This window comes from Streptomyces griseoaurantiacus (assembly GCF_036189845.1).
GTDB lineage: Bacteria > Actinomycetota > Actinomycetes > Streptomycetales > Streptomycetaceae > Streptomyces > Streptomyces griseoaurantiacus.
Genome location: NZ_CP108326.1, coordinates 2,688,664 through 2,713,320 on the forward strand (window position 1 = coordinate 2,688,664; position 24,657 = coordinate 2,713,320).

Below are 24,657 nucleotides of genomic sequence, written 5' to 3' on the forward strand. Positions count from 1 at the left end.
GTCGAGGAGGGGACCGCGGGTGCCGCTGGTCAGGGCGTTCACCTTTCTGCCCTCCCTCTCCCTCCCCCGTGGCCAGAACCCGTTGGAGTATGGCAGTCCTGCCGCTGTCGCATGATCGAACGGGCGGCTTAGCGTCGGCGGGTGACCAAGTTCCTTCTCGCCGTGCACGTCATCGCCGCGATCGTGGCCATCGGGCCCGTCACCGTCGCCGCGAGCATGTTCCCGCCCTTCGCCCGCCGCGCGCTCGCCGAATCCGGAGGCACCGAATCCGGAGGCACCGGGTCCGGCAGTCACGGATACGGGACCGCCGCGTCCGGGGGTCCCGTATCCGTGACTGCCGGACCCGAACTCGCCGAGTCCGGGGGCGGGCTGCACACCCTGCGGCTGCTGCACCGTATCTGCCGGATCTACGCGGTGGTCGCCGCCGCCGTCCCGGTCTTCGGCTTCGCCACGGCCGGCAACATGGGGGTGCTCGGGGACACCTGGCTGATCGTCTCCATCGTGCTCACGGGCATCGCCGCGGTCGTCCTCGGCGCGCTCGTGCTCCCCCGGCAGGAAGCACTCCTCGCCGGGTTCGAGGAGGCCGGCGCCATCGAGGCCGGCGCAACCGAGGCCGACTCCCCCGAGGCGGGCGCCGCCCCGACGGCCGCCGCGGGGGCCGGGGTCGCCGTCACCGGGGTGACCGTCACCGAAAGGGCCACCGTCCGGCTCGCGATGGTCACAGGGATCTTCAACCTGCTGTGGGCCACCGTGACCGTCCTGATGATCGTGCGCCCCGGTTCCACCACGGGTGCCTGAGCAGGCGGCCCGCGGGTTCAGCGGGCGGTCAGCAGCCACTCCTCCGGCTGCTCCGGGCGCAGGCTGCGCGCCACCGCTCCCGCGACGAGGACGCCCACCGCGCCGACCACCGTGAAGAACGCCCAGGCCAGCGGCCAGGCCGACGCGTCGGGCTCGGGGTGGGAGCGGAAGGACAGGAGCATCAGGACGGCGGGCGGCGCCGCCACCACCGGCACGATCCAGCCCAGGCCGTCGCGGCGGCCGAAGTAGGCGGCGAGCGCGGCCAGGACGAGGATCAGGGAGACGACCCCGATGGCCGTCACCGGAGTCGTCTCCGACAGCGTGTCCGGGGACTGCGCGCGGTTGCGCAGGTCCCAGGGCAGGCACAGCAGATAGGCCGCCGCGGCGACGCCGGCTCCCAGCAGCCGGGTCAGCAGGCGCTCGGGCACGGGGCGGTTCCGTAGCGGGGACAGCAGCTTCTCGGTCATGCGTACGAGAATGGCCGGGGGCCCGCGGAAGCCGACAGAGTACGGGTACTCAGGTACGCGGGCCCGCCCCCGTGGGTACTCAGCCGGCGTCCTGGGTGACCGCCGACAGCGGGGTGGCGATGTCCTCCAGGGAGCGGCCCTCGGCCTTGACCGCCAGGAACGCCGCGACCAGGCCCGCCGCGCACATCAGGGCCGCGCCGATCTGGAAGGCGAGGACCGTGTCGCCGACGTGGCCGGACTCGGTGAGGTCGGCGAAGACGAGCGGTCCGGTGATACCGCCCGCGGCCGTTCCGACGGCGTAGAAGAAGGCGATCGCCATCGCACGGGTCTCCATCGGGAAGATCTCCGAGACCGTCAGATACGCGCTGGACGCGCCCGCGGAGGCGAAGAACAGCACGACGCACCAGCAGGCCGTCAGGGTCTTCGCGCTGAGCGAGCCGTTGTCGAACAGCCAGGCCGTACCGAACAGCAGGAGGCCGGAGAGGATGTACGTCGAGGAGATCATGATGCGCCGGCCGACCGTGTCGAACAGCTTGCCGAGCAGCAGCGGGCCGAGGAAGTTGCCGGCCGCGATGACGGCGAAGTAGTAGCCGGTGCTGCCGGAGGGCACGTCGAAGAAGGTGGTGAGGATGGCGCCGAAGCCGAAGGTGATGGCGTTGTAGAGGAACGCCTGGCCGATGAAGAGGGAGAGCCCGAGGGTCGCGCGGCGCGGGTAGCGGCCGAAGACGGTCTTGGCGATGGTGCCGAAGCCGATGCTCTTGCGCTGGTGGATGGTGATCTCGGAACCGGGCGGCGGGAGTTGCTCGCCCTTCTCCTCCTCCACCTGGCGCTCGACATCGCCGACGAGTTCCTCGGCCTCCTCGCCCCGGCCGTGGATGAACTGCCACCGGGGGCTCTCCGGGACGTGCCGGCGCACCAGCAGGATGACCAGGCCGAGGACGACACCGAGGGCGAAGGTGAGCCGCCAGCCGACGTCCTTGGCGAAGATCGACGTGTCCAGCGCGACGATCGACAGCAGGGCGCCGCCGATCGCGCCGACCCAGTAGCTGCCGTTGATGATGAGGTCCACACGCCCGCGGTACTTGGACGGGATCAGCTCGTCGATCGCGCTGTTGATCGCCGCGTACTCGCCGCCGATGCCGAAGCCGGTGAGGAAGCGGAAGGTGAAGAACCACCACGAGTCGAACGAGATCGCGGTCAGGGCGGTGGCGGCGAGGTAGACGAGCAGCGTCACCATGAACAGCTTCTTGCGCCCGTAGCGGTCGGTGAGCCAGCCGAAGACGAGCGCGCCGACGCAGGCGCCGGCCACGTAGAGCGCGGCCGCGACGCCGGTGATCTGGCCGGAGGTGATGTCGAGACCGCTGCCCTCCTCGGAGAGGCGGCTCGCGATGTTGCCGACGATGGTGACCTCGAGGCCGTCGAGGATCCACACGGTGCCCAGGCCGATCACGATCATCCAGTGCCAGCGGGACCAGGGGAGCCGGTCCAGGCGGGAGGGCACGGACGTGGTGAGGGTGCCGGTGGTGGCGGGCACGGAGGACGGCGACGACGCGGACGGCTCTTCTCTTCCGGACATGGCTCCCTCTTCTGCTGGGCGACGCTTTCCCGTGTGCCCTGAAGGGGGGCCACCACGCGTGGCCCCTCCGGGGAGGACAACGTGGGGGGCCACGGGTACGTCACGGTGCGCACCGTCAGGGACGCGGGGTCCGGCCGCCACCTCTCGCGAGATGGCGGCCGGACCCCGCGGTCATCCCAATCCGGGCGGACTCGGAAGAGGACTACTGGGCCGCGCCCGAGAACTGCGGGAAGGGGTACGCGGACTCATTGGAGCTCGAGGGCTGCGGCTCAGGCTGGGCAGGCCTCCGAGCGGTGCAGGGAGCCTGGGACCCGCCGGACTCTTCCTGGGTGGGGTAGGCAGGCTCCGCCTGGGACGCGCCCGAAGGCTGCGAAAGAGGCTGGGCCGCCATCTCCCCCGTGGGGTACGAGGGATCCTGGGACGCGCCCGAAGGCTGCGGGACCGGCTGGGAACCCCCCTCCCCCGTGGGGTACGAGGGATCCTGGGACGCGCCCGAAGGCTGCGGGACCGGCTGGGAACCCCCCTCCCCCGTGGGGTACGAAGGATCCTGGGACGCGCCCGAAGGCTGCGGGACCGGCTGGGAACCCCCCTCCCCCGTGGGGTACGAAGGATCCTGGGACGGGCAGGGCTGCTGAAGGGGGAGTTCCGGCAGCTTCAGCTGCGGAAACAACACACTCCCGTCGCTCAGCGTCTCCGCGGCCGAGAGGTTGGCCCCGAAGGAAGCCCCGTCGCTCGAGCAGGCCGCGAGGGACACCCCTGTGGCCAGCATCAACGCCGCAATCACACCGGCCCGCCGGGCCTTGCGATTCGGTTTCACGTGTGCAACAACTTTCTGTTGGCGAGTGAGCACGTCCTGATCTTGGAGACGTGCAATCACCAGGACGGTACTGACCGCGTCGGCGTTCAAGCGGCGCCAGCACGAAATAATCACAACGCCGTCGGTTCTGCGTCACGCCCCCAACGCCCGGGAGACCATGTAGATGAGGAGCCCCGCCAGGGAGCCCACCACGGTGCCGTTGATCCGGATGAACTGCAGGTCGCGGCCGATGTTGGCCTCGATCTTCCGCGTCGTGTGCTCCGCGTCCCAGCCGGCCACGGTGTCCGTGATCAGCGAGGTGATCTCGCGACGGTAGGTCGTGACGACGTAGACCGCCGCGCCCTCGACCCACCCGTCGACCTTCTCCCGCACCTTCGCCTCGCCCGCCATCCGCTCCCCCAGCGACAGCAGCGAGGCCCGCACCCGCAGCCGCAGCTCGCTGCGCTCGTCCTCCGCCGCCGAGACGATCATCGCGCGGACCGCGGACCACGCGGACGCGATCAGGTCCTGCACCTCCCCGCGGCCCAGCACCTCGCCCTTCAGCCGCTCGACCCGCGCCCGCGTCTCGGTGTCCGACTGCAGGTCGGAGGCGAAGTCGGTGAGGAACCGGTCCAGGGCGCCGCGCGCCGGGTGCGCCGGCATGTCCCGCATCTCGGTGACGAAGCGCAGCAGCTCCTTGTAGACGCGCTCGCCGACCTTGCGGTCCACGAAGCGCGGCGTCCACCCCGGCGCCCCGCCCTGCACCGCGTCCATCACGGAGTCGCCGTGCAGCACGAGCCAGTCGTGCGCGCGGGAGACGATCACGTCGACGCTGCGCCGGTGCCCCCCGTCGGCGACGATCCGCTCCAGCATCTTCCCCATCCCCGGCGCGATCTCCTGCGCGTTCGCCCGCCGGGTGATCGCCTCCCCCACCACCGCCTGCACATCGGAGTCGCGCAGCACGGTCAGCGCCCCGCGCAGGGCCGTGGCGAGCTCGGCGGTGACCCGGTCGGCGTGCTCGGGCACGGCCAGCCAGGCGCCCAGCCGGCTGCCGATGCCGACGGCCCGCAGCCGGCCCCGTACGACGTCCTCGGAGAGGAAGTTCTCGCCCACGAACTCGCCCAGCGAGACGCCGAGCTGGTCCTTCTTGGTGGGGATGATCGCCGTGTGCGGGATGGGCAGACCGAGCGGATGGCGGAAGAGGGCGGTGACGGCGAACCAGTCGGCGAGCGCGCCGACCATCCCGGCCTCGGCGGCGGCGGCCACGTACCCCGTCCAGGCGCCCGCGCCGGCGTGCTCCGCCCAGGTGGTCAGGACGTACACCACCGCGACCAGCAGCAGCAGCGCGGTCGCGCCGGCCTTCATCCGGCGCACGCCGCGCCGCTTCTCCTCGTCGGCGGCGCTGAAGACGTTCATGGACCGGACGGGGGACGCGCCCGTCGTACGACCGGGCGGCGCGCCCGCCGACCGCGCCCCTTTCGCCTTCTCCCCGGCCTTCCCCTCGTCCCGCTCCACCCGTTCCACCCGCTCCACCACTTCCACCCGTCTCCCGGCCGTGGCCCTCGTCCTCCGCCGCCCTCTGCCGCTGTCTGCTGCTCTCTGGTGCTCTCTGGTGCTCTCTGCCCTCAAGAGTGCGGCCCTCCGGTCACCACCCTCCGGTGATTCCTCACACAATTGTCCCTTCCTGACCGGCTCGGGGAACGGAACGGCGGTTCCCGGCGTCTGTCTGTCCGGGAGACGGATGCGCGAAGGGGCCACCGGACGCCCCTCGCCCCATGACGCATCATGGAGTCACCACATCGGAGCCTCGGGCTCCCGCTGCCCGAGGAGACCCGCACCGCATGACCAGGCGTCACGGTTATGCCCTGCCCGCCGCGATCACCGCGATCGTCGCGGTGGTCGTCCTCGTGTCGGCGGCCATATACGCGGGCACCGGCTCGGACGAGGGCCGGCCCAGGGCCACCGTCGCCGACGGCCCCGCCCCGCACAACTCCGCCGCCCCCGCCTCCGCCGGCATCTGGGTAGGAGCCTGGACCGCCGCCCCGGCCGGGGGCGAGCCCGGCACCGAGGCCACGGGGCTCGCCGGACGCTCGCTGCGCAACGTCATCCACACCTCCGTCGGGGGGACCAGCGCCCGCATCACCCTGTCCAACCTCTACGGCCAGCAGGCGCTGACCCTCACCCACGCCACACTCGCCCTCGCCGACTCCCCCGACAGCGCCGCCGCCCGGCCCGGCACCATGCGCCGGCTCACCTTCAACGGCGCCCCCACCGTCGTCGTCCCGCCCGGCCGGCAGACGGTCAGCGACGCCGTACGGCTCACCGTCCCGCGCGGCGCCGACCTCCTCGTCACCACCTACTCCCCGCTCCCCTCCGGTCCTGTCACCTACCACCCGAGGGCCCGGCAGATCTCCTACGCGGCCCGGGGCGACCGCGCGGAGGACCCGACAGCGAGCGCGTACACCGAGCGGACGCCGTACTGGCGCTACGTCACCGCGCTGGACGTGATGAGCAACGAGTCCGACGGCACCGTCGTCGCGTTCGGGGACTCGCTCACCGACGGGCTGACCTCCACCGTCGGCGCCGACCGGCGCTGGACCGACGTGCTCGCCGAGCGGCTGCGCACGGCGGTCGCGGCCGGACGGGACGTGCCGCGCTACAGCGTCGTCAACGAGGGCATCAGCGGCAACCGGGTCCTCACCGACGGACGGGGGCGGCCCGCCGAGAACCCCAGCGCCCTGAACCGGTTCGGGCGGGACGTGCTGAACCGCACGGACGTGAAGGCCGTCGTGATCGACCTCGGCGTCAACGACATCCTGCACGCCCCGGAACCCACGACCGCCCCGCAGATCGTCGCGGGCCTGCGCAGGCTCGTCGCGCAGGCGCACGCACGCGGGCTGAGGGTGGTCGGGGCGACGCTGATGCCGTTCGGCGGCCACTACGGGGACTCGCCGGCCCGGGAGGCGATCCGGCAGTCGGTCAACGCGCAGATCCGGGCCGGACGGGTGTACGACGCCTACGCCGACTTCGACGCCGCGCTGCGCGACCCCTACGCCCCGCGCCGGCTGCGGCCCGCCTACGACTCGGGCGACCACCTGCACCCCAGCGACGCGGGCTACCGCCGGATGGCCGAGGCCTTCGACCTCACCCTGCTGAAGGGCGCGGCACGAGCCTCGCTGTAGGGGGCCGGCACGGCGCCGGGGCAGGGGGCGGCACGGGCGCCGCGGCAGCGGGCGGCACCCGAGAGGCCCGCTCGGGGGCCGACGGAGGGCGCCCGGGGGCTACTCCCCCCGCCGCAGCTCCTTACGGTTCTCCCGGCGCTCCAGACGTTCCCTGCGCCGCTCCTCCCGCACCCGCTGACGCTCCGCCTTGGTCAGCTTGCGCTCCACCCCGACCCCGCCCCAGAACGCGAAGCCCGTCACGACCACGCGGGGGGCACCGGGCTGCGCCGGGGTGCCCTCCTCGCGGTGGTCGAAGCCGCCCATGATCCCGATGCCGCGCACGACGACCTCGATGCCGGGCGGTACGACGACGTTGACGCCGCCCATGATCGCCACGCAGTTGATGACGACCTCGCGGTCGGCGAAATAGGCCTCGCGCAGGTCGATCTCCCCGCCGCCCCAGAAGGCGAAGGAGTGGAACCGCCGGGGTACGGTCCAGCGCCCCTTGCGCTGGAACCCGGACAGGACGGCGACGCCCCACTGCGAGGTGCCCTCCGCGCCGCCGACGATCCGCTCGTCCCAACTGCCGTCCCTTCGCGGACGCTTGGCCATGTCGACGGTGGCGGCCGGACCGCCCGGCGCGGGCAGGTCGACGGTGAGCGGCGTCAACTCCCCGTACGTACGCGCCCGGTAGGCGGCGTCCAGCCGCTCCTCGAACTCGGCCATGTCGAGCCGGCCCTCGGCGACGGCGTCCCGCAGGCGCTCGGCGACCTGCTCTCGATCGGCGTCGGAGGCGCGCAGTTCCGGGAGTTCCTCGGTCATGCGAGCAGCCTACGCACGCCGCGGGAACTCCGCGAGGGCCGCACCGGCGGACCTGGCCCCGCCCCTATCGGCCTGCGCGCGAGCGCTCCGGCCGGTACCCTCCGACCCCCGACGCACGCGGCAGGCCGGCACGAACGCACGAAGGCACGCACCAGTTCACGGAGCTACGGACTCACGGACTCACTCTTCACGGACTCACGGACTCACGGAAGGAAGCATTCGCTTGACCGACTCCTCGCTCTCCCACGGTCCCGGCACCACGACCGACACCGACACCGCGCTCGAAGTCACGCCCGACGCCGCCGCCGCCGAATTCGACCGGCAGGTCCGGACCCTCCTCGCGCTCGGCTATCCGGCACTGTCCGGCCGCTCCCCCGAGCAGTTCGCCGCGCTCGTGGCGCCGCTGCGCGCCGAGGCCGTGGCCCGCGCCGGCTCCGCGGCGTACCCGGCAGGACCGGCAGGCCCGGAAACCGCGCCCACCGTGACCGGTCGGGTGCCCTTCGTCCTGGTCGTCGGCCGCGCGCTCGCCCCCGTCGAGCGAACCATGCCGCTCACCACGCTCCACGGCGGCCGGCTGCCCGGGTTCGTCGACCGCAGCTTCGAGCCGGGCTCCCTCGAACGGTTCCTCGCCACCGAGGAGGCCCGACCGCCCGGGGCGGGACGGCGTCCACCTGCTGTGCGAGGTCGAGCGCGGGGAGGAGTTCTGCGGCGTCGTGCCCGGGGACGCGATGGCCACCGTCGCCGAGCGCGGGCGCACGCCCCTGACCCTCGAGGAGGGCATCGCGCTGCTGACCCTCTTCCCGGAGATCCTCGTCAAGAACAAGTGCTTCTCGCTGGGCGGCTCCCGGTGCGGGGACCGCCGGGTCCCGGCACTCTGGATCAGCAAGCGGGCACCGAAGCTGGGCTGGTGCTGGGAGGGCAACCCGCACACCTGGCTCGGCATGGCCTCGGCCGGCGCGCGCCACGCCTGAGCGGCCTCACGGCCGAGCGCCGTTTCCCGGCCACCCGGATGCCGGTGCTCGGACCGCGGGGCCCCGCCGGTCTGTGCCAAGATCAATGCGGCGACCGTGTCGGTGACCACACCCGTCACGGACACGGGACACTCGAGAAACTCGGAGATACTCCCTCGGGCGACGCACACCTGACCGAAGGCGGCAGCCCGGTCCGGTGACGCGCGGCGCCCCGCCTCCCCCGTGAGGGAACGCACTCCCGGAGACGGGAACGGAACACCCGGTACGAGAGTCTTCACCGGGTGGGGGCGCAGAAGGCGTTAGTGGGCGATAGAGGGCGTACGGCAACGTACGACGCGAAACAGGAGTCCGGCACACAGATGAGCGACGAGTCGCAGCGGCAGCAGAGCGCCCAGGGCGGACCGCCCGGGAAGCCGGAGCCGCCTGCTCCGGGCCCCGCTTCACAGCGGCCCGACCGGGGCGCAGCCCCGTCGGCGGACCGGCCGAAGGCCGCCGGGAAGCCCGCGGGCGCGGGCACGGGCTCCGGCGAGGCCGCCCCCGGCGCCGGCGAGGCCCCGGCCTCCGGCTCCGCCGCGGGAGCCGACCGCACGAAGGCCCCGGGTGCCCGCCCGGCGACCGGCACGCCGAAGCCCACGGGCCGGGGCAGGGCCTCCGGTGAGGGTTCCGGCCCCGGGGCGAAGGGCGGCCGGGGTTCCGGCGCGCCCGGCGGGACGGGTGCGCCCGCCGCCGGACCGCGCGAGCAGGCCTCCCGGGAAGCGATTTCCAGCCGAAAAACGGGCCCGACGGGCCCGTCGGCCTCGACGGCTCCGACAGGCGGGAAGAAGCCCGGACCCGCCGGTGGCGGTCCCACCGGCGGCAGCCCGGCTGCCCCCACCGCCGGCGAGGGAACCGGCGGCAAGGCGCCGGAGGCCAAGGGCGCCGAGCCCGAGAGCAGCGCCGCGAAGGCGGCCCCCTCGGCCTCCGCCCCCGGCGCGGGCGCCAGGCCCGGCCGGGGCGCGAGCGCCGCTCCCCGCTCCGGCGCCGCACCCACCGGCACCGCAGGTCCTGGCAAGCCCACCGGTCCCGGCAAGCCCGCCGGCACCACCGGCACTGGCGCCACCGGTCAGGCCGGAGGCCCCGGAGGCCCCGGAGCCCCCGGCGAGACCATGCAGCTCCGCGCGGTCGACGCCGCGGGCAAGGCGGACGACACCTCCCCGTCCCGCCCCCCGCGCGGCACCGGCGGCAAGCCGCCGCGTCCCGCCGCACCCGGCGCGGGCACCGCCGCAGCGGCGGCCGGAACGCCCGGCGCCACCGACGGACCCGCCCCCGACGACCGTCCCGCACCCCCCGGCGCCCCCGGCACCCCTGACGCCTCCGGCGGACCCGGCGCACCGGCCCCCGGCCGCACCCCCCGGCGCCGTCGTCCCGGTGCCCCGACCCTCAAGGCCTCCGCGGCGGCCATGGGCGCGACAGCCGCCGCCGGTGCGCCCGGCACCCCCGCGCCCGCCGGGGAGACCATGCAGCTCCGCACCGTCGCGGGCACCGGACCCCGCCCCGGGCGCGGAACCGGCACCCAGAGCGACGGCGAGCTCACCACCGCCTTCCCCGAGGGCACCGCCGGCAGCGCCGAGGACGCCGCCCCGCCCGCGAACCGCAAGGAGCGCCGCGCCGCCAAGAAGGCCGCGCGCAAGGCCAAGCGCACCGGATGGCGGCGGCTGCTGCCCACCTGGCGCATGGTGCTCGGCGGGTTCCTCTTCGTCTGCGCCGCCGTGATCGGCGCCTTCTTCTACGGCTACCACGTCGTCCAGATCCCGGCGGCGAACACCGCCGCCGTCAAGCAGAGCAACGTCTACCTCTACGCCGACGGCAGCCGGCTCGCCCGCGACGGCAAGGTGAACCGGGAGAACGTCAAGCTCTCCCAGATCTCCGAGGAGGCCCAGCACGCCGCCCTCGCCGCCGAGGACCGCGACTTCTACACCGAGGCCGCGATCGACCCCAAGGCGACCGTCCGCGCCGCCTGGAACACCGCGACCGGCAAGGGCAAGCAGTCCGGCTCCACGATCACCCAGCAGTACGTGAAGAACTACTACCTGGCGCAGGAGCAGACGGTCACCCGCAAGGCCAAGGAGTTCTTCATCTCGATCAAGCTGGACCGGGAGAAGAGCAAGCAGGAGATCCTCGAGGGCTACCTCAACACCAGCTTCTTCGGCCGCAACTCCTACGGCATCCAGGCCGCCGCGCAGGCCTACTACGGCGTCGACGCCAAGGACCTGACCGCCGAGCAGGGCGCCTACCTGGCCGCCCTCCTCAACGCGCCCAGCGAGTACGACGTCGTCGCGCACCCGGAGAACAAGGCGGCCGCGAAGGCCCGCTGGAACTACGTCCTGGACGGCATGGTCGACAAGGGCTGGCTGAGCAAGTCCGAGCGTGCCGGGGCGAAGTTCCCCCAGCCGAAGCAGACCGTGATCGCCGCCGGCATGTCAGGGCAGCGCGGCTACCTCGTCAAGGCCGTCAACGACTACCTGGTCGGGCACCACATCCTCGACGAGGACGACCTCGCCGCCGGCGGCTACCGCATCACCACCACCCTGCAGAAGCCCAAGCAGGACGCGTTCGTCAAGGCCGTCGACGACCAGGTGACCGACAAGCTGGACAAGAAGAACCGCAAGGTCGACAGGTACGTGCGGGCCGGCGGCGTCTCCATCGACCCCGCCACCGGCAAGGTGCTCGCGATGTACGGCGGCATCGACTACACGAAGCAGTACTACAACAACGCCACCCGCCGGGACTACCAGGTCGGCTCCACCTTCAAGCCCTTCGTGTTCACCTCGGCCGTGGAGAACGGCGCCCGCACCCAGGGCGGCGCCACGATCACCCCGAACACCGTGTACGACGGCACGGACAAGCGGTCCGTGCAGGGCTGGAGCGGCGGGGCGTACGCGCCGGAGAACGAGGACAACGTCTCCTACGGCAAGATCTCCGTGCGCCAGGCCACCGACAAGTCGGTGAACTCGGTGTACGCGCAGATGGCGGTCGACGTCGGCCCCTCCGCCGTGAAGAAGACGGCGGTCGCCCTCGGCCTGCCCGCGAACACGCCCGACCTCCAGCCCTACCCCTCGATCGCGCTCGGCACCGCCACCGCCAGCGTCCTCGACATGGCCGAGGCGTACGCCACGCTCGCCAACCACGGCAAGCACGGCACGTACACGCTCGTCGAGAAGATCACCAGGGAGGGCTCGGAGGAGGTGAAGCTGCCGGACACGGCACCCAAGCAGGCCGTCGGCCGGACCTCGGCCGACACCACCACGCAGGTGCTGCGCAGCGTCGTCCAGTCCGGTACGGCGACCGCGGCGCAGCAGGCCGGCCGGCCCGCGGCGGGCAAGACCGGTACGGCCGAGGAGGACCAGGCCGCCTGGTTCGCGGGCTACACCCCCGACCTCGCCACGGTCGTCGCGGTGATGGGCCAGGACCCGGACACCGGCGCGCACAAGTCGCTGTACGGCGCGATGGGCATGCCCCGCATCAACGGCGGCGGCCCGCCCGCGCAGATCTGGGCGCAGTTCACCAAGGCGGCGCTGAAGGGCAAGCCCGTCAAGGACTTCGACCTCAAGCTGCAGCGCGGGGCCGAGCGGACCGTCGACCCGGACGAGGAGACGAGCGGTGACCCCTCGTCCTCCAGCAGCCCGGAGACGACCGGAGGCACGGGCGGCGACGGCGGCACGGGCGGGAACGAGAGCCCGGGCGGCGACGCGGGCGGCACCCCGGCGGACGGCGGTGCCGGGAACGGCGGCGCGGACGCGGGCGGCGGCGACGCGGCGAACGGCGGCAACGGCGCGCAGACGGCGGGTGCCGGGAACGGCGGCGTCGGCGGGGGCGACGCCGGGAACGGCGGCGCGGACGCGGGCGGCACCGGGGCGAACGCGGGTGCCGGAGGCGCCGGTGGCGCGGGCGGTGACGGCGGGGCCGGCGGCGGCGACGCGGGGCAGGGCGGCGGGGGACTCATCCCGCAGCTCGGCAGCGGTCGGCGTGAGTAGGAACGGCCGGTCCGGGGCGGGCGGCCGGGAGGACACCCTCCCGGCCGCCCGCCCCTTTTCCACGCCCCGGGCGCCACGCCCCGGGCCTCACACCGCAGGTCTCACACCCCGAGATCCTTGATGATCTTCGCCACGTGACCCGTCGCCTTGACGTTGTACAGGGCGCGCTCGACCTTGCCCTCCTCGTCCACGACGACCGTGGAGCGGATGACGCCGACCACCGTCTTGCCGTACAGCTTCTTCTCGCCGAAGGCCCCGTACGCCTCCAGGACCCGCTTGTCCGTGTCGGCCAGCAGGGTCACCTTCAGGGACTCCTTCTCGCGGAACTTCGCGAGCTTCTCCGGCTTGTCCGGCGAGATGCCGATCACGTCGTAGCCGGCGCCCGCGAGGAGCTCCAGGTTGTCCGTGAAGTCGCAGGCCTGCTTGGTGCAGCCGGGGGTCAGCGCGGCCGGGTAGAAGTACACGATGACCTTGCGCCCCTTGTGGTCGGCGAGGGACACCTCCTTGCCGTCGGCGTCCGGCAGGGTGAAGGCGGGGGCGGTGTCGCCGGGCTGGAGTCGCTCGCTCATGGGGTACCTCACGGAGGGCGGGGCAGATGGGGTGACGGATGGTGCGGCTCCGAGCCTAATCCTCCCGGCGGCCCGCTTACCGGGGGTGCCGTGGGGTGCGTACGCCCGGAAGCTGACAGACTGTCGATCAGCACACATCAGGCCCATCAGACCCAGCGGAGCCGGCGGGCGCCGCGAGGACCACGGAGGAAGCGCGGTGGCGGACACGCCGAGCACGCCGGACACCAGGACTCCGGCACAGATCGAGGCGGACATCAGGCGCCGCCGCGAAACCCTGGCCGAGACGCTCGACGAGATCGGCGTCCGGGTCCACCCCAAGACGCTCGTCGGCGACGCGAAGGCGAAGGTCGCCGCGCAGGTCGACCACACCCTCGGCCGCGCCTACGTCGGCGTGAACCGGGCCGTCGAGGGCGTCAAGGCCCAGTTCGTCGGCGAGGACGGCTCCCCGCGCCTGGAGCGCATCGTGCCGGCCGCGCTGGTGGTCGTGGGCGTCGCCGGCCTCGTCACGCTCGGGCTGCGCCGCGACCCGGCGCCCCGGCGACGCAAGCGCTGACCCGGCTGCGGACGCCGGCGCGCGGGACGGGTAGGTTCGGGGCGTGAGCGAGAAGACCCACGACAACGACGACAAGCTGCCCATCCGGATGCTGCACGACCGGGTGCTGGTACGGCAGGACACCGCCGAGGGCGAGCGCCGCTCGGGCGGCGGCATCCTGATCCCCGCGACGGCGGCCGTCGGCCGGCGCCTCGCCTGGGCCGAGGTCGTCGCGGTCGGCCAGAACGTACGCACCGTCGAACCGGGCGACCGCGTCCTCTACGACCCCGAGGACCGCGCCGAGGTCGAGGTCCGCGGCACCGCCTACGTCCTCATGCGCGAACGCGACCTCCACGCGGTCGCCGCCGACCGCTTCGAGGGCTCGGAGGACTCCACGGGCCTCTACCTCTGACCCCCCAGCACAAGGGGCCGGCGACACCTGTCACCGGCCCCTTCGTCGTGTCGCCCGCCTTGTCTCGCGGGTTGGCCGACCGCCGTCGCCGCGCCCGCTCCGCGTAACCACCCGACGCGCGGATCGTTACTCCGTACGAGTCGCCATTCCGTGCGAGGGCCGCACGAGCGGGCGAGAGCGGGGGAGCATGATGCCGGCCGCCCGATACACCCGGGAAGTCCTGGCCGACGCCGCGGCGTCCTCCGGGACGCTGTCCGAGGCACTGGTGACGTTGGGAGTCGACCCCAGGGGCAGGTCGCGTCGCTATCTGCACGATCGGATGCGCGCACTCGGAGTGGACACCTCCCATTTCGCGGCCGAGACGGGAGCCCGGTGGACCAGGGAGATCCTCGAAGCCGCCGTGGCGGCGTCCACGAGTGTCAACGGTGTGCTGCGGCACCTGGGCATCGACGTGGTGGGCGGTCATCACACGCACATCAGCCGCCGCATCCGGGCCCTCGGAATCGACACCTCGCATTTCCGTGCGGAAGCCCCGGCCGGTATTCCGGAGCAGCGCCGGACCCCCGACCGGCTTCTGGTCGAGCAGACCTCCCCCCACGCCCGCCGCGTGCCCGGTCAACGGCTCAAGCGGGCCCTGCTCGCGCTCGGCACGGTCGAACGCTGCGCCTCGTGCGGTACGGAGCCGGTGTGGCGCGGTCGCCCGCTGCCGCTGGAGGTGGATCACATGGACGGCAACTGGCGCAACAACCGTCCGGAGAATCTGCGTCTGCTCTGCCCCAACTGTCATGCGGCCACGGACACGTACCGGGGCAGGAACAGGAGGTCTGCGGCATGAACAGGGTGGCAGGCGCGTTCTCGAAGCCGTCGCGCGGTGAACTCGTCACGGCCGTGACGGGCTCCTCGTCGATCGCGGGCACGCTGCGGAAGCTCGGGCTGCCCGACACCTCCACGGTGCGCAGGCACTACCGCGCGTGGATCGTGGAGTTCGACATCGACACCTCGCACTTCCTGGGACAGGCCCACCAGCGCGGAAAGCCCGGACCGAATCCCCGCAGGAAAGCGGTCGACGTGCTCGTGCGGGGCGACGGCCGGGGGCGGACCAGAACCGTCCTGCTGCGCCGGGCCCTCCTCGAGGCGGGAGTGCCCGAGCGGTGCGAGGAGTGCGGAACACCGCCCGAGTGGCACGGACGGCCGATGACGCTGGAGATCGACCACGTCAACGGGGACTGGAGCGACAACCGGCGTGCGAACCTGCGCCTGCTGTGTCCCAACTGCCATGCGATCACGCGGACATGGTGTCGGGGTCGCGGCCGCAGCGGTGAGTAGCAGCCCTTCGCCCGACCTCGGTGGACCCAGCCAGTAAAGTGTGCACGGTACGGGCGCCCGTACTCCAATGGGCAAGAGAGGCTGGTCTTAGACACCAGATGTTGTCGGTTCGAATCCGACCGGGCGCACCGAGGAGGGGACGGACATCACCCGTGATGTCCGTCCCCTCCTGCGAGGGCCTCAGCCCAGCAGTTCCCGCACCACCGGTACCAGGGCGCGGAAGGCCTGGCCGCGGTGGCTGATGGTGTTCTTCTCTGCCGGGGTCAGTTCGGCGCAGGTGCGGGTGTCGCCCTCGGGCTGGAGGATCGGGTCGTAGCCGAAGCCGTTCGTGCCGGCGGGGGTGTGGCGGAGGGTGCCGGGGAGCCGGCCCTCGACCACGCGTTCGGTGCCGTCGGGGAGCGCGAGGGCCGCGGCGCAGGCGAAGTGGGCGCCGCGGTGGGGGGCGTCGATGTCGCCGAGCTGCGCGAGGAGCAGGTCGAGGTTGGCCTTGTCGTCGCCGTGCCGGCCGGCCCAGCGGGCGGAGAAGATGCCGGGGGCGCCGCCGAGGACGTCCACGCACAGGCCGGAGTCGTCGGCGACCGCGGGGAGCCCGGTGGCGCGGGCCAGGGCGTGCGCCTTGAGCAGCGCGTTCTCGGCGAAGGTGACGCCGGTCTCCTTGACGTCGGGAATCTCGGGGAAGTCGTCGGCGCCGACCAGTTCGTGCGGCAGTCCGGCCTCCGCGAGGATCGCGCGCAGTTCGGTGATCTTCCCGGTGTTGCGGGTGGCGAGGATCAGGCGGGTCATGGGCCCAGTATCTCCGGCGGGCGGTGCGGCGGGCTCAGCCGGCCAGGTAGCGGACCTGGTCCCACAGGGCGGGGTCGGCGACTCCGACGCGGCGCCGGAAGTCCCACAGCGGTACGTCCCGCAGTTCGTCGGTGTCCAGGAAGCGCGGGGGCTCGTGGGCGTCGCGGGCGTCGCCCACCGTGCCCGGCGGCAGCGGGATGAGCCCGGTGCGTTCCTCCTGGTAGCGGCTCGTGATCCGGGCCACGACCGCCCGGTCCCCGCGTACCGCCAGCACCAGGCAGGGCCGGTCGCCTCCGCCCCGGCCGTCGCCGTCCTCGTCGCGGGGCATGTCGGTCCACCAGATCTCGGCCGGGCGCGGTCGTTCCCCGCCCGCCCCGCGGCTGCCGGGCCGCGCGCTCCTCGGGGGGCGGCGCCGGCCCCGGCGCCCCCACCCGTCCACCAGTGCCGCGACGAAGGCCAGCAGCACCACCGCGACGAGTGCCAGCCACCAGGACGTGTCCATGGGTCCGACGGTACGGCGTCGGGGCCGCCCCCGCCCGGACGTCAGCCCCGCGCCGCGGTTCCAGCCGAACGCGTGACACCACAGGTGAGTTCGCCCACAACGGCCCCTGGCGGAGGAGCGACCCGCCCTTTCGCGCCTTACGCTCGACGGACCGCACGACCCCCGTACCGTCCCCCTGCCCGCACGCCACGCCAGCGCGGAGGTTCCAGCTCCATGAAGCTCACCGTCGTCGGCTGCTCGGGGTCGTTCCCTTCCGCGGAATCGGCCTGCTCGAGCTACCTCGTAGAGGCCGACGGCTTCCGGCTGCTCCTCGACATGGGCAACGGCGCCCTGGGCGAGCTGCAGCGCCACTGCGGTCTCTACGACCTCGACGCGATCTTCCTCAGTCATCTGCACGCCGACCACTGCATCGACATGTGCGCGTACTTCGTCGCGCGCTACTACCGGCACGACGGTGGCCGCTGCGCCCCGCTGCCGGTGTACGGCCCCGAGGGCACCGAGCAGCGGCTGACCACGGCCTACGCGGACACCCCGTCCGCCTCCTCGATGAGCGAGGTGTTCGACTTCCACACGGTCAAGCCGGGCACGTTCGAGGTGGGCCCCTTCACCGTGCACACGGAGCGGGTGCGGCATCCCGTGGAGGCGTACGGGATCCGGGTCGAGCACGGGGGGCGTTCGCTGACGTACTCCGGGGACACCGGGGTCAGTGAGGCGCTGGACGAACTCGCCCGCGACACGGACCTGTTCCTGTGCGAGGCCGCGTTCACCCACGGCAAGGAGAACATCCCGGACCTGCACCTCAACGGCCGCGAGGCCGGCGAGAGCGCGGCCCGGGCGGGCGCCCGCCGCCTGGTCCTCACCCACATCCCCCCGTGGACCGACCCCCGCGTCAACCTCGCCGACGCCCGCGAGGCCTACTCCGGCCCGACGGACCTGGCGGCGGCGGGGGCGACGTACGAGATCTGACGGGTGGGAAGCCGCCCACGCGCGCGGGCCCCGGATCCCTCGAAGGGTTCCGGGGCCCGCGTCATGGTGTTCGGCCGGGGCTCACGCCTTGGTGAGGTCCTCGACCTCCTCCTCGGGTTCGCGGCCCGGGGTCTTGAGGTCGAACCTGATGATGGCCCAGCGGAAGGTGACGTAGTAGATCGCCGCGAAGACCAGGCCGATGGGGATGATCAGCCATGGCTTGGTCGCCAGGTGCCAGTTGAGTACGTAGTCGATGGCTCCGGCCGAGAAGTTGAACCCGGCGTGCACACCCAGGCCCCATGTGACCGCCATCGAGACGGCGGTCAGCAGCGCGTGCAGCACGTACAGGAGCGGCGCGATGAACATGAACGAGAACTCGATGGGTTCCGTGACGCCGGTGACGAACGAGGTCAGGGCGAGCGAGACCATCATGCCGAGGACGGCCTTGCGGCGCTCGGGTCGGGCGGCGTGCGCCATGGCGAGCGCGGCGGCCGGCAGGCCGAACATCATGATCGGGAAGAAGCCGGACATGAACATCCCGGCGGTGGGGTCGCCGTGGAGGAACCGGTTGTAGTCGCCGTTGAAGACCTCGCCGGCGGAGTCCGTGAAGTCGCCGAGCTGGAACCACGCCACCGTGTTGACGAACTGGTGCATGCCGATCGGGATCAGTCCTCGGTTGACCGCGCCGAAGAGGGCCGCTCCGCCGGAGCCGAGGCCGGTCATCCACTCGCCGAAGTTCGAGATGCCGTCGCCGATGGGCTCCCAGATGAGTCCGAAGAAGACGCCCATGACGAGGCCGACGAAGGCCATGATGATCGGCACCAGGCGGCGGCCGTTGAAGAAGCCGAGCCAGTCCACCAGCTTCGTGCGGTGGAAGCGCTGCCAGAGCACGGCCGACAGCAGGCCCATGATGATGCCGCCGAGGACTCCGGGGTCGTTGTAGGACGCGGGGATGTCCGCGCCCTTCTGCACCACCGCTTCGGTGACCGGGAAGGCCTGGAGTACCTTGCTGTAGACGAGGAAGCCGACCACGGCGGCGAGGGCGGTGGACCCGTCGGACTTCTTGGCGAAGCCGATGGCGACACCCACGCAGAACAGCAGCGGCAGGGCTCCGGTGAGGGCGCTGCCGGCGTTGTTGAAGACGGCGGCCACCTTGTCCCAGCCGAGGCCGTCCTTGCCGAAGATGTCGTCCTGGCCCAGCCGGACCATGATGCCCGCCGCGGGCAGTACGGCGATGGGCAGCTGTAGGCTTCGGCCGACCTTCTGCAAGCCTTGGAACAGGCCCGATCCCCGCTTCTTCGCGGGGGCCGCCGTTGCGGTGGCGGTGGTCATACGTTCCTCCATCGGTGGTGGTCTACACCACTGAGTGGTGTAGACCTGTTGTAGCAGATGCGCGCGGAGGACGGAACCCGCGATTTCCACCGGCGGAACGTGACGCTCCGCACGGTCCGCGGGGGCGCGCGGGGGGGGGGCGGGGCGCGCGAGCGCCGCAGGGTGCGCGTCCGTGGCCGTGCGGGGCGCCCGGGGTCGGCTACGGTGTTCGACGTGGTGTAGACCAGTACGCCACATCGGTGCCAGCGCAGGGAGTGGACATGGCCAGCAAGGCTGAGAAGATCGTCGCCGGGCTCGGCGGGATCGAGAACATCGAGGAGATCGAGGGCTGCATCACGCGGCTGCGGACCGAGGTGGTCGACCCCTCGCTGGTGAACGAGGCGGCGCTGAAGGCGGCCGGGGCGCACGGGGTCGTGAAGATGGGGACGGCGATCCAGGTCGTCATCGGCACGGACGCGGACCCGATCGCGGCGGAGATCGAAGACCTCATGTGAGCGGGGGCGGGACGGGCGGGGGCCTCCCCCGCCGCTGCCGCTAGGCTCCTCCCATGTCTCGTATCGACGGCCGTGCGCCCGAGCAGCTTCGTCCCGTCTCCCTCGCGCGCGGCTGGAGCAAGCACGCCGAGGGGTCCGTACTCGTCGCCTTCGGCGACACCAGAGTGCTGTGCACCGCTTCCTTCACGGAGGGCGTGCCGCGCTGGCGCAAGGGCAGTGGCGAGGGCTGGGTGACCGCCGAGTACTCGATGCTCCCGCGCGCGACGAACACCCGCGGCGACCGCGAGTCGGTCCGCGGCCGGATCGGCGGCCGGACGCACGAGATCTCCCGGCTCATCGGCCGTTCCCTGCGCGCGGTCATCGACTACAAGGCGCTGGGCGAGAACACGATCGTCCTGGACTGTGACGTCCTGCAGGCCGACGGCGGCACCCGCACCGCCGCGATCACCGGCGCGTACGTGGCGCTGGCCGACGCGGTGTCCTGGGCCCAGGGCAGGAAGCTGATCAAGGCCGGCCGCCGGCCCCTGACGGACACCGTGTCCGCCGTCTCGGTCGGCATCGTGGGCGGCGCTCCGCTCCTGGACCTCTGCTACGAGGAGGACGTCCGCGCCGACACCGACATGAACGTGGTGTGCACGGGTGACGGCCGCTTCGTCGAGGTGCAGGGCACGGCGGAGGCCGAGCCCTTCGACCGCAAGGAGCTCAACGCGCTGCTCGACCTCGCGGTCGCGGGGTGCGGGGACCTCGCCGCCGCGCAGCGCGCCGCCCTGGAGGCAACCGCCGACTGACCGGCTGCGTTCTTAACGGTACGGGCGTACGGTCACCGGCCGTGCGCCCGTCCGCACATGTGCGGGCATGTGCGTATCCACGTTCACGGGGAGGACCTTCCATGGCCGCGCGCCACCGCCGTCGTACCGCAGCGTTCGCCGTTGCCGCCGTACTCGTCGCCGTTCCGGCGGTGGTCGGCTGCGACGCGGTGAACAAGGCACTGGACTGCGTCCAGACCGCGGACGCCATCGCCGACAGTGTCACCGACCTCCAGCAGGCCGTGGAGAACGCCGCGAACGACCCGGGGCAGACCGACGACTCGCTCGACGCGATAGAGAAGAACCTGGACAAGATCGGCGACAAGACGGACGACGCCGACGTCAACAAGGCGGTCGACGATCTGCGGGACGCGGTGTCGAACGTGCGCGAGGCCGTCCGGGACGGCGACAGCACGCCCGATGTCAGCCCGGTGACGGACGCGGCGGGCGAGCTGACGAAGGTGTGCACGCCCTGAAACGGTCCTACGCCTGAGACACACCGCGCGGTCCCCCGCGCCCCGGGGGGCGCACGAGAACCGCGCGGTGTGAGGGTGGAGACGGGGCTATGCCCAGAGCTGCCCGTGCAGCGTCTCGATGGCGGCTTCCGTCGTCTCGGCCGTGTAGACGCCCGTGGACAGGTACTTCCAGCCGCCGTCGGCGACGACGAAGACGATGTCGGCGGACTCGCCCGCGGCGACCGCCTTGCGGCCGACGCCGATCGCGGCGTGCAGGGCCGCCCCGGTGGAGACGCCGGCGAAGATGCCCTCCTGCTGGAGCAGCTCCCGGGTGCGGGTCACCGCGTCGGCGGAGCCGACCGAGTAGCGGGTGGTGAGCACCGAGGCGTCGTACAGCTCGGGGACGAAGCCCTCGTCGAGGTTGCGCAGGCCGTAGACGAGGTCGTCGTAGCGCGGTTCGGCGGCGACGATCCGCACGTCCGGCTTGTGCTCGCGCAGGTAGCGGCCGACGCCCATGAGGGTGCCGGTGGTGCCGAGCCCGGCGACGAAGTGCGTGACGGAGGGCAGGTCCGCCAGGATCTCGGGGCCGGTGGTGGCGTAGTGGGCGCCCGCGTTGTCGGGGTTGCCGTACTGGTAGAGCATGACCCAGTCGGGGTGCTCGGCGGAGAGTTCCTTGGCGACGCGGACCGCCGTGTTGGAGCCGCCGGCCGCCGGGGAGGGGATGATCTCCGCGCCCCACATGCCGAGCAGGTCCCGGCGTTCCTGGGAGGTGTTCTCCGGCATCACGCACACCATGCGGTAGCCCTTGAGCTTGGCCGCCATGGCGAGCGAGATGCCGGTGTTGCCGGAGGTCGGCTCCAGGATGGTGCAGCCGGGGGTGAGCCGGCCGTCCTTCTCGGCCTGCTCGATCATGTGCAGGGCGGGGCGGTCCTTGACCGAGCCGGTCGGGTTGCGGTCCTCGAGCTTGGCCCAGACGCGGACCTCGGCGGACGGCGAGAGCCGCGGCAGGCGCACCAGGGGGGTGTTGCCGACCGCGGCCAGCGGGGAGTCGTAGCGCATGGGGATCGGCGGCCGATCAGCGCATGCCGCCGGCCACGGCCGGCAGGATCGTCACGTTGTCGCCGTCGGTGACCTTGGTGTTGATGCCGTCGAGGAAGCGGACGTCCTCGTCGTTGAGGTAGACGTTGACGAAGCGGCGGAGCTGCTCGCCGTCCACGATGCGGGCCTGGATGCCGGGGTGGCGGGCGTCGAGGTCGGCGAAGAGTGCGGCGAGGGTGTCCCCGGTGGCCTCCACGGCCTTCTGGCCGTCGGTGTACGTGCGGAGGATGGTCGGGATGCGGACCTCGATGGCCATGATGCGGCTCCTGTCGGATGAGTGGGGTCGGTGGGCGCGCGGCGGTGCCGCGCCGCGGCTCACGGCCGTACGGCGGCAGGGAACGTCAACAGATGGCGCTGTTCAGCCTGCACAGGTCGACGTGCAGCCGCGCCACGAGCAGCACGCTCGGCGTCTTGTCGCACACGTCGTTCAGAACCATGCGGTCATCGTATCGATTCCCGCCCAGGTGCCCGGAGTGTGATCCCGGCATGCGGACGATATGCGACCGAGGCATGAGATCCGGGACGGAACCGGCACGGATCCGAGGCCGGTTGCGGGGCGGGATCCGAGGGTGCGGGCCCCGGCCGCGGCGGTCGGCGCTCGGTCTCAGTACGCCTCGACGACCTGGACCTCCTCCTCGGTGACCTCGCCCTCCACGATGCGGAAGGAGCGGAACTGGAACTCGCCGGCGTCGTCGGTGTCCGCGGTGGAGACCAGCACGTAGTGCGCGTGCGGCTCGTTGGCGTAGGAGATGTCGGTGCGCGAGGGGTAGGCCTCGGTGGCGGTGTGCGAGTGGTAGACGATCACCGGCTCCTCGTCGCGGTCGTCCATCTCGCGGTAGAGCCCCAGCAGGTCGCCGGAGTCGAACTCGTAGAAGGTGGGCGAGCGGGCCGCGTTCAGCATGGGGACGAACCGCTCGGGGCGGCCGGAACCGGCGGGTCCCGCGACCACGCCGCACGCCTCGTCGGGGTGGTCCTGGCGGGCGTGGGCCACGATCCGGTCGTAGAGCTCCTGGGTGAGGGTCAGCATGCGGCCAGCATAAGCAAGGGGCCGCCGCGTACCGAGGGGTGGTACGCGGCGGCCCACATGCCGGACGGATCGGGGTCCGGACCCGGCGGGGGGATCCCGGCTCAGCCGATCTCGTCCAGAGCCGGTTCGCGGCGGGCGGTGACCTCGGGGCGGCGGGCCTTGAGCACGGCCCAGCCGATGCCGAGGGCGACGGCCCAGACGGCCATCACATACAGACAGATCCTGGCGTCCTTGTCGTAGGCGATCAGACCGGTGACGAAGAGCAGGAACACGATGGCGACGTAGGAGAAGACCGCGCCGCCCGGTGCCGGGAAGGAGGAGGCGGGCAGCCGCCCGGCGTCCACGGCCCGGCGGTAGCGGACGTGGCTGACGAGGATCATCAGCCAGGTCCAGATGCCGGCGGCGGTGGCGACGGAGGTCACGTAGCCGAAGGCCTTCTCCGGGACGACGTAGTTGAGGACCACGCCGATGGCCATGAAGGCGGTGGAGACGGTGATGCCGAGGGCGGGGGTGCGGGTGGCGGACAGCTTCGTGAAGAAGCCGGGGGCCTCCCCGTTGTCCGCGAGGGTGCGCAGCATCCGGCCGGTGGAGTACATGCCGGAATTGCAGGAGGACAGCGCGGCGGTGAGGACGACGAAGTTGACGATGCCCGCGCCCGCCGGGATGCCGATGACCGCGAAGGCCTTCACGAAGGGGCTGACGTCGGCCCCGAACTCGGTCCACTTCACCACGGAGAGGATCACCGCGAGGGCGCCGACGTAGAACAGGGCGATGCGCCAGGGCAGGGTGTTGATCGCCTTGGGGAGCGTCTTCTCCGGGTTCTCCGACTCGCCCGCGGTGACGCCGACCAGCTCGACGGCGAGGTAGGCGAACATCACGCCCTGGAGGGTCATCAGGGAGGAGCCGATGCCCTTGGGGAAGAAGCCGTCGAACTCCCAGAGGTTGGAGACGGCGGCGGTGTCGCCCGCGGAGCTGAAGCCGAAGGTGAGCACGCCCACACCGATGACGATCATGCCGATGAGCGCGGTGACCTTCACCATCGAGAACCAGAACTCGATCTCGCCGAACAGTTTGACCGAGATCAGGTTGGCCACGAACAGGACGACGAGGAAGACCAGGGCCGTCACCCACTGGGGGATCTGGGGCCACCAGTAGTTGACGTAGATGGCGGCGGCGGTCAGTTCGGCCATGCCGGTGACCACCCACATCAGCCAGTAGGTCCAGCCGGTGAAGTAGCCGAAGAAGGGGCCGAGGAATTCGCGGGCGTAATCGGCGAAGGAGCCGGAGACGGGGCGGTAGAGGAGCAGCTCGCCCAGGGCCCGCATGATGAAGAAGATGACCGTGCCCGCGAGGGCGTACATCAGGATGAGGCTGGGGCCGGCCTTCTCGATGTTGGCCCCGGCCTTGAGGAAGAGACCGACGCCGATCGCTCCGCCGATGGCGATCATCTGGACCTGGCGGCTGCCGAGCCCGCGCTCGTAGCCCTCCTCGGGGGCGCCGTCGGGCGCCGTCCCGTTCGCTGTCGCGTCGCTGCCGCGATCACTTCCGCCGTGGCTCTTGTCGACCTGCGCAGAGGTCATGCGTGGTGCGCCCTTTCTCCATGTCGATCACGGCCTGGCGTCGGCCGTGGATCGGATTTCGATCCCCCCGGATGCGATGGAGCGGTGCCGCTGCGGCGGTCGGCCGGGCGGCTGCGCCCCGGCGGGCGTGGGTGTGCCCGCCGGGCGGTCGTGAAGATCTATCACGGTTGC

At 72.3% G+C, this 24,657-nt stretch carries 25 protein-coding genes, 1 tRNA gene and 1 pseudogene; 14 read left to right on the plus strand and 13 right to left on the minus strand.

Annotation, left to right across the window (positions count from 1 at the left end):
* The first annotated feature begins 141 nt into the window (after window positions 1-141).
* A complete protein-coding gene (locus OHB09_RS11915) occupies window positions 142-798 on the plus strand; it encodes a protease (RefSeq protein ID WP_328921947.1) in 657 nt (218 codons plus the stop codon).
* A gap of 17 nt (window positions 799-815) precedes the next feature.
* Here OHB09_RS11915 and OHB09_RS11920 read toward each other — a convergent pair whose 3' ends face one another.
* From OHB09_RS11920 to OHB09_RS11930, 3 genes are all read right to left on the minus strand, one after another.
* Window positions 816-1,265 carry a hypothetical protein gene (locus OHB09_RS11920; protein ID WP_328921948.1) on the minus strand — a complete coding sequence of 150 codons (450 nt, stop codon included), beginning with the start codon at window positions 1,263-1,265 and terminating at the stop codon, window positions 816-818.
* 79 nt (window positions 1,266-1,344) lie between these two features.
* On the minus strand, window positions 1,345-2,841 hold the full coding sequence (locus OHB09_RS11925) for an MFS transporter (protein ID WP_006140731.1): 1,497 nt from the start codon (window positions 2,839-2,841) through the stop codon (window positions 1,345-1,347).
* Window positions 2,842-3,790: 949 nt separating this feature from the next.
* Window positions 3,791-5,053: a DUF445 domain-containing protein gene (locus OHB09_RS11930; RefSeq protein WP_371788550.1), complete on the minus strand. Its 1,263-nt coding sequence runs from the start codon at window positions 5,051-5,053 to the stop codon at window positions 3,791-3,793.
* Between the two features lie 425 nt (window positions 5,054-5,478).
* On the opposite strand from OHB09_RS11930, the gene OHB09_RS11935 reads away from it, so the two are divergent.
* Window positions 5,479-6,819, plus strand: a complete 1,341-nt coding sequence (locus OHB09_RS11935; protein WP_328918901.1) for an SGNH/GDSL hydrolase family protein — start codon at window positions 5,479-5,481, stop codon at window positions 6,817-6,819.
* Between the two features lie 99 nt (window positions 6,820-6,918).
* On the opposite strand, the gene OHB09_RS11940 is transcribed toward OHB09_RS11935, so the two are convergent.
* Window positions 6,919-7,620 (minus strand): DUF1707 SHOCT-like domain-containing protein, encoded by a 702-nt coding sequence (locus OHB09_RS11940; protein ID WP_319117257.1) that lies wholly within the window; start codon window positions 7,618-7,620, stop codon window positions 6,919-6,921.
* Between OHB09_RS11940 and OHB09_RS33295 the strand changes: the two are divergent.
* The 3 genes and pseudogenes from OHB09_RS33295 to OHB09_RS11950 all read left to right on the plus strand — a co-directional run.
* Window positions 7,619-8,215 (plus strand): annotated as a pseudogene (locus OHB09_RS33295) (hypothetical protein); the annotation flags it as partial. The gene OHB09_RS11940 and the pseudogene OHB09_RS33295 overlap by 2 nt on opposite strands.
* A gap of 118 nt (window positions 8,216-8,333) precedes the next feature.
* Window positions 8,334-8,591: a DUF5701 family protein gene (locus OHB09_RS33300; RefSeq protein ID WP_407077322.1), complete on the plus strand. Its 258-nt coding sequence runs from the start codon at window positions 8,334-8,336 to the stop codon at window positions 8,589-8,591.
* Window positions 8,592-8,950: 359 nt separating this feature from the next.
* Window positions 8,951-12,604 (plus strand): transglycosylase domain-containing protein, encoded by a 3,654-nt coding sequence (locus OHB09_RS11950; protein WP_328921949.1) that lies wholly within the window; start codon window positions 8,951-8,953, stop codon window positions 12,602-12,604.
* A gap of 101 nt (window positions 12,605-12,705) precedes the next feature.
* Here the strand turns inward: OHB09_RS11950 and bcp are convergent, their stop codons facing one another.
* Window positions 12,706-13,173 carry a thioredoxin-dependent thiol peroxidase gene (bcp, locus tag OHB09_RS11955; protein ID WP_006139439.1) on the minus strand — a complete coding sequence of 156 codons (468 nt, stop codon included), beginning with the start codon at window positions 13,171-13,173 and terminating at the stop codon, window positions 12,706-12,708.
* 196 nt (window positions 13,174-13,369) lie between these two features.
* On the opposite strand from bcp, the gene OHB09_RS11960 reads away from it, so the two are divergent.
* From OHB09_RS11960 to OHB09_RS11980, 5 genes are all read left to right on the plus strand, one after another.
* The gene (locus OHB09_RS11960; RefSeq protein WP_093596579.1) at window positions 13,370-13,726 is read left to right on the plus strand and encodes a DUF3618 domain-containing protein; all 357 of its coding nucleotides are present in this window, start codon (window positions 13,370-13,372) and stop codon (window positions 13,724-13,726) included.
* A gap of 43 nt (window positions 13,727-13,769) precedes the next feature.
* On the plus strand, window positions 13,770-14,117 hold the full coding sequence (locus tag OHB09_RS11965; RefSeq protein ID WP_167793590.1) for a GroES family chaperonin: 348 nt from the start codon (window positions 13,770-13,772) through the stop codon (window positions 14,115-14,117).
* Between the two features lie 190 nt (window positions 14,118-14,307).
* On the plus strand, window positions 14,308-14,952 hold the full coding sequence (locus OHB09_RS11970; RefSeq protein ID WP_328921950.1) for an HNH endonuclease signature motif containing protein: 645 nt from the start codon (window positions 14,308-14,310) through the stop codon (window positions 14,950-14,952).
* Window positions 14,949-15,443 carry an HNH endonuclease signature motif containing protein gene (locus tag OHB09_RS11975; RefSeq protein ID WP_328921951.1) on the plus strand — a complete coding sequence of 165 codons (495 nt, stop codon included), beginning with the start codon at window positions 14,949-14,951 and terminating at the stop codon, window positions 15,441-15,443. Before OHB09_RS11970 ends, OHB09_RS11975 begins: the two co-directional genes overlap by 4 nt.
* A 53-nt stretch (window positions 15,444-15,496) precedes the next feature.
* Window positions 15,497-15,571: transfer RNA gene (locus OHB09_RS11980), tRNA-Leu, on the plus strand.
* A gap of 52 nt (window positions 15,572-15,623) precedes the next feature.
* Here OHB09_RS11980 and rdgB read toward each other — a convergent pair.
* Together rdgB and OHB09_RS11990 are read right to left on the minus strand one after the other, a co-directional pair.
* On the minus strand, window positions 15,624-16,226 hold the full coding sequence (rdgB, locus tag OHB09_RS11985) for an RdgB/HAM1 family non-canonical purine NTP pyrophosphatase (RefSeq protein WP_328921952.1): 603 nt from the start codon (window positions 16,224-16,226) through the stop codon (window positions 15,624-15,626).
* A gap of 34 nt (window positions 16,227-16,260) precedes the next feature.
* A complete protein-coding gene (locus tag OHB09_RS11990) occupies window positions 16,261-16,728 on the minus strand; it encodes a type II toxin-antitoxin system PemK/MazF family toxin (protein ID WP_191891434.1) in 468 nt (155 codons plus the stop codon).
* A gap of 213 nt (window positions 16,729-16,941) precedes the next feature.
* Between OHB09_RS11990 and OHB09_RS11995 the strand changes: the two genes are divergently transcribed.
* Window positions 16,942-17,694 carry an MBL fold metallo-hydrolase gene (locus tag OHB09_RS11995; RefSeq protein WP_328921953.1) on the plus strand — a complete coding sequence of 251 codons (753 nt, stop codon included), beginning with the start codon at window positions 16,942-16,944 and terminating at the stop codon, window positions 17,692-17,694.
* A gap of 81 nt (window positions 17,695-17,775) precedes the next feature.
* Here OHB09_RS11995 and OHB09_RS12000 read toward each other — a convergent pair whose 3' ends face one another.
* Entirely contained in the window at window positions 17,776-19,026 is a 1,251-nt protein-coding gene (locus OHB09_RS12000; protein ID WP_328921954.1) for a PTS transporter subunit EIIC, read from the minus strand.
* A 239-nt stretch (window positions 19,027-19,265) separates the two neighbouring features.
* Between OHB09_RS12000 and OHB09_RS12005 the strand changes: the two genes are divergently transcribed.
* The 3 genes from OHB09_RS12005 to OHB09_RS12015 all read left to right on the plus strand — a co-directional run bounded on the left by OHB09_RS12005 (window position 19,266) and on the right by OHB09_RS12015 (window position 20,802).
* Complete coding sequence (locus OHB09_RS12005; protein ID WP_328921955.1) at window positions 19,266-19,520, plus strand: PTS glucose/sucrose transporter subunit IIB; 255 nt, start codon at window positions 19,266-19,268, stop codon at window positions 19,518-19,520.
* Between the two features lie 53 nt (window positions 19,521-19,573).
* Window positions 19,574-20,308: a ribonuclease PH gene (gene rph, locus OHB09_RS12010; RefSeq protein WP_006139427.1), complete on the plus strand. Its 735-nt coding sequence runs from the start codon at window positions 19,574-19,576 to the stop codon at window positions 20,306-20,308.
* 101 nt (window positions 20,309-20,409) lie between these two features.
* Window positions 20,410-20,802: a hypothetical protein gene (locus tag OHB09_RS12015; protein WP_006139426.1), complete on the plus strand. Its 393-nt coding sequence runs from the start codon at window positions 20,410-20,412 to the stop codon at window positions 20,800-20,802.
* Between the two features lie 87 nt (window positions 20,803-20,889).
* Here the strand turns inward: OHB09_RS12015 and OHB09_RS12020 are convergent, their stop codons facing one another.
* The 5 genes from OHB09_RS12020 to OHB09_RS12040 all read right to left on the minus strand — a co-directional run bounded on the left by OHB09_RS12020 (window position 20,890) and on the right by OHB09_RS12040 (window position 24,486).
* On the minus strand, window positions 20,890-21,840 hold the full coding sequence (locus OHB09_RS12020; RefSeq protein WP_006139425.1) for a PLP-dependent cysteine synthase family protein: 951 nt from the start codon (window positions 21,838-21,840) through the stop codon (window positions 20,890-20,892).
* Between the two features lie 16 nt (window positions 21,841-21,856).
* Window positions 21,857-22,135: a MoaD/ThiS family protein gene (locus OHB09_RS12025; RefSeq protein ID WP_006139424.1), complete on the minus strand. Its 279-nt coding sequence runs from the start codon at window positions 22,133-22,135 to the stop codon at window positions 21,857-21,859.
* An 85-nt stretch (window positions 22,136-22,220) separates the two neighbouring features.
* Window positions 22,221-22,316 (minus strand): putative leader peptide, encoded by a 96-nt coding sequence (locus tag OHB09_RS12030; protein ID WP_309486395.1) that lies wholly within the window; start codon window positions 22,314-22,316, stop codon window positions 22,221-22,223.
* Window positions 22,317-22,483: 167 nt separating this feature from the next.
* Window positions 22,484-22,906 (minus strand): Mov34/MPN/PAD-1 family protein, encoded by a 423-nt coding sequence (locus tag OHB09_RS12035; RefSeq protein WP_191853187.1) that lies wholly within the window; start codon window positions 22,904-22,906, stop codon window positions 22,484-22,486.
* 101 nt (window positions 22,907-23,007) lie between these two features.
* Window positions 23,008-24,486, minus strand: coding sequence for an amino acid permease (locus OHB09_RS12040; RefSeq protein ID WP_006139421.1), 1,479 nt, complete (start codon window positions 24,484-24,486; stop codon window positions 23,008-23,010).
* Window positions 24,487-24,657: the final 171 nt, after the last annotated feature.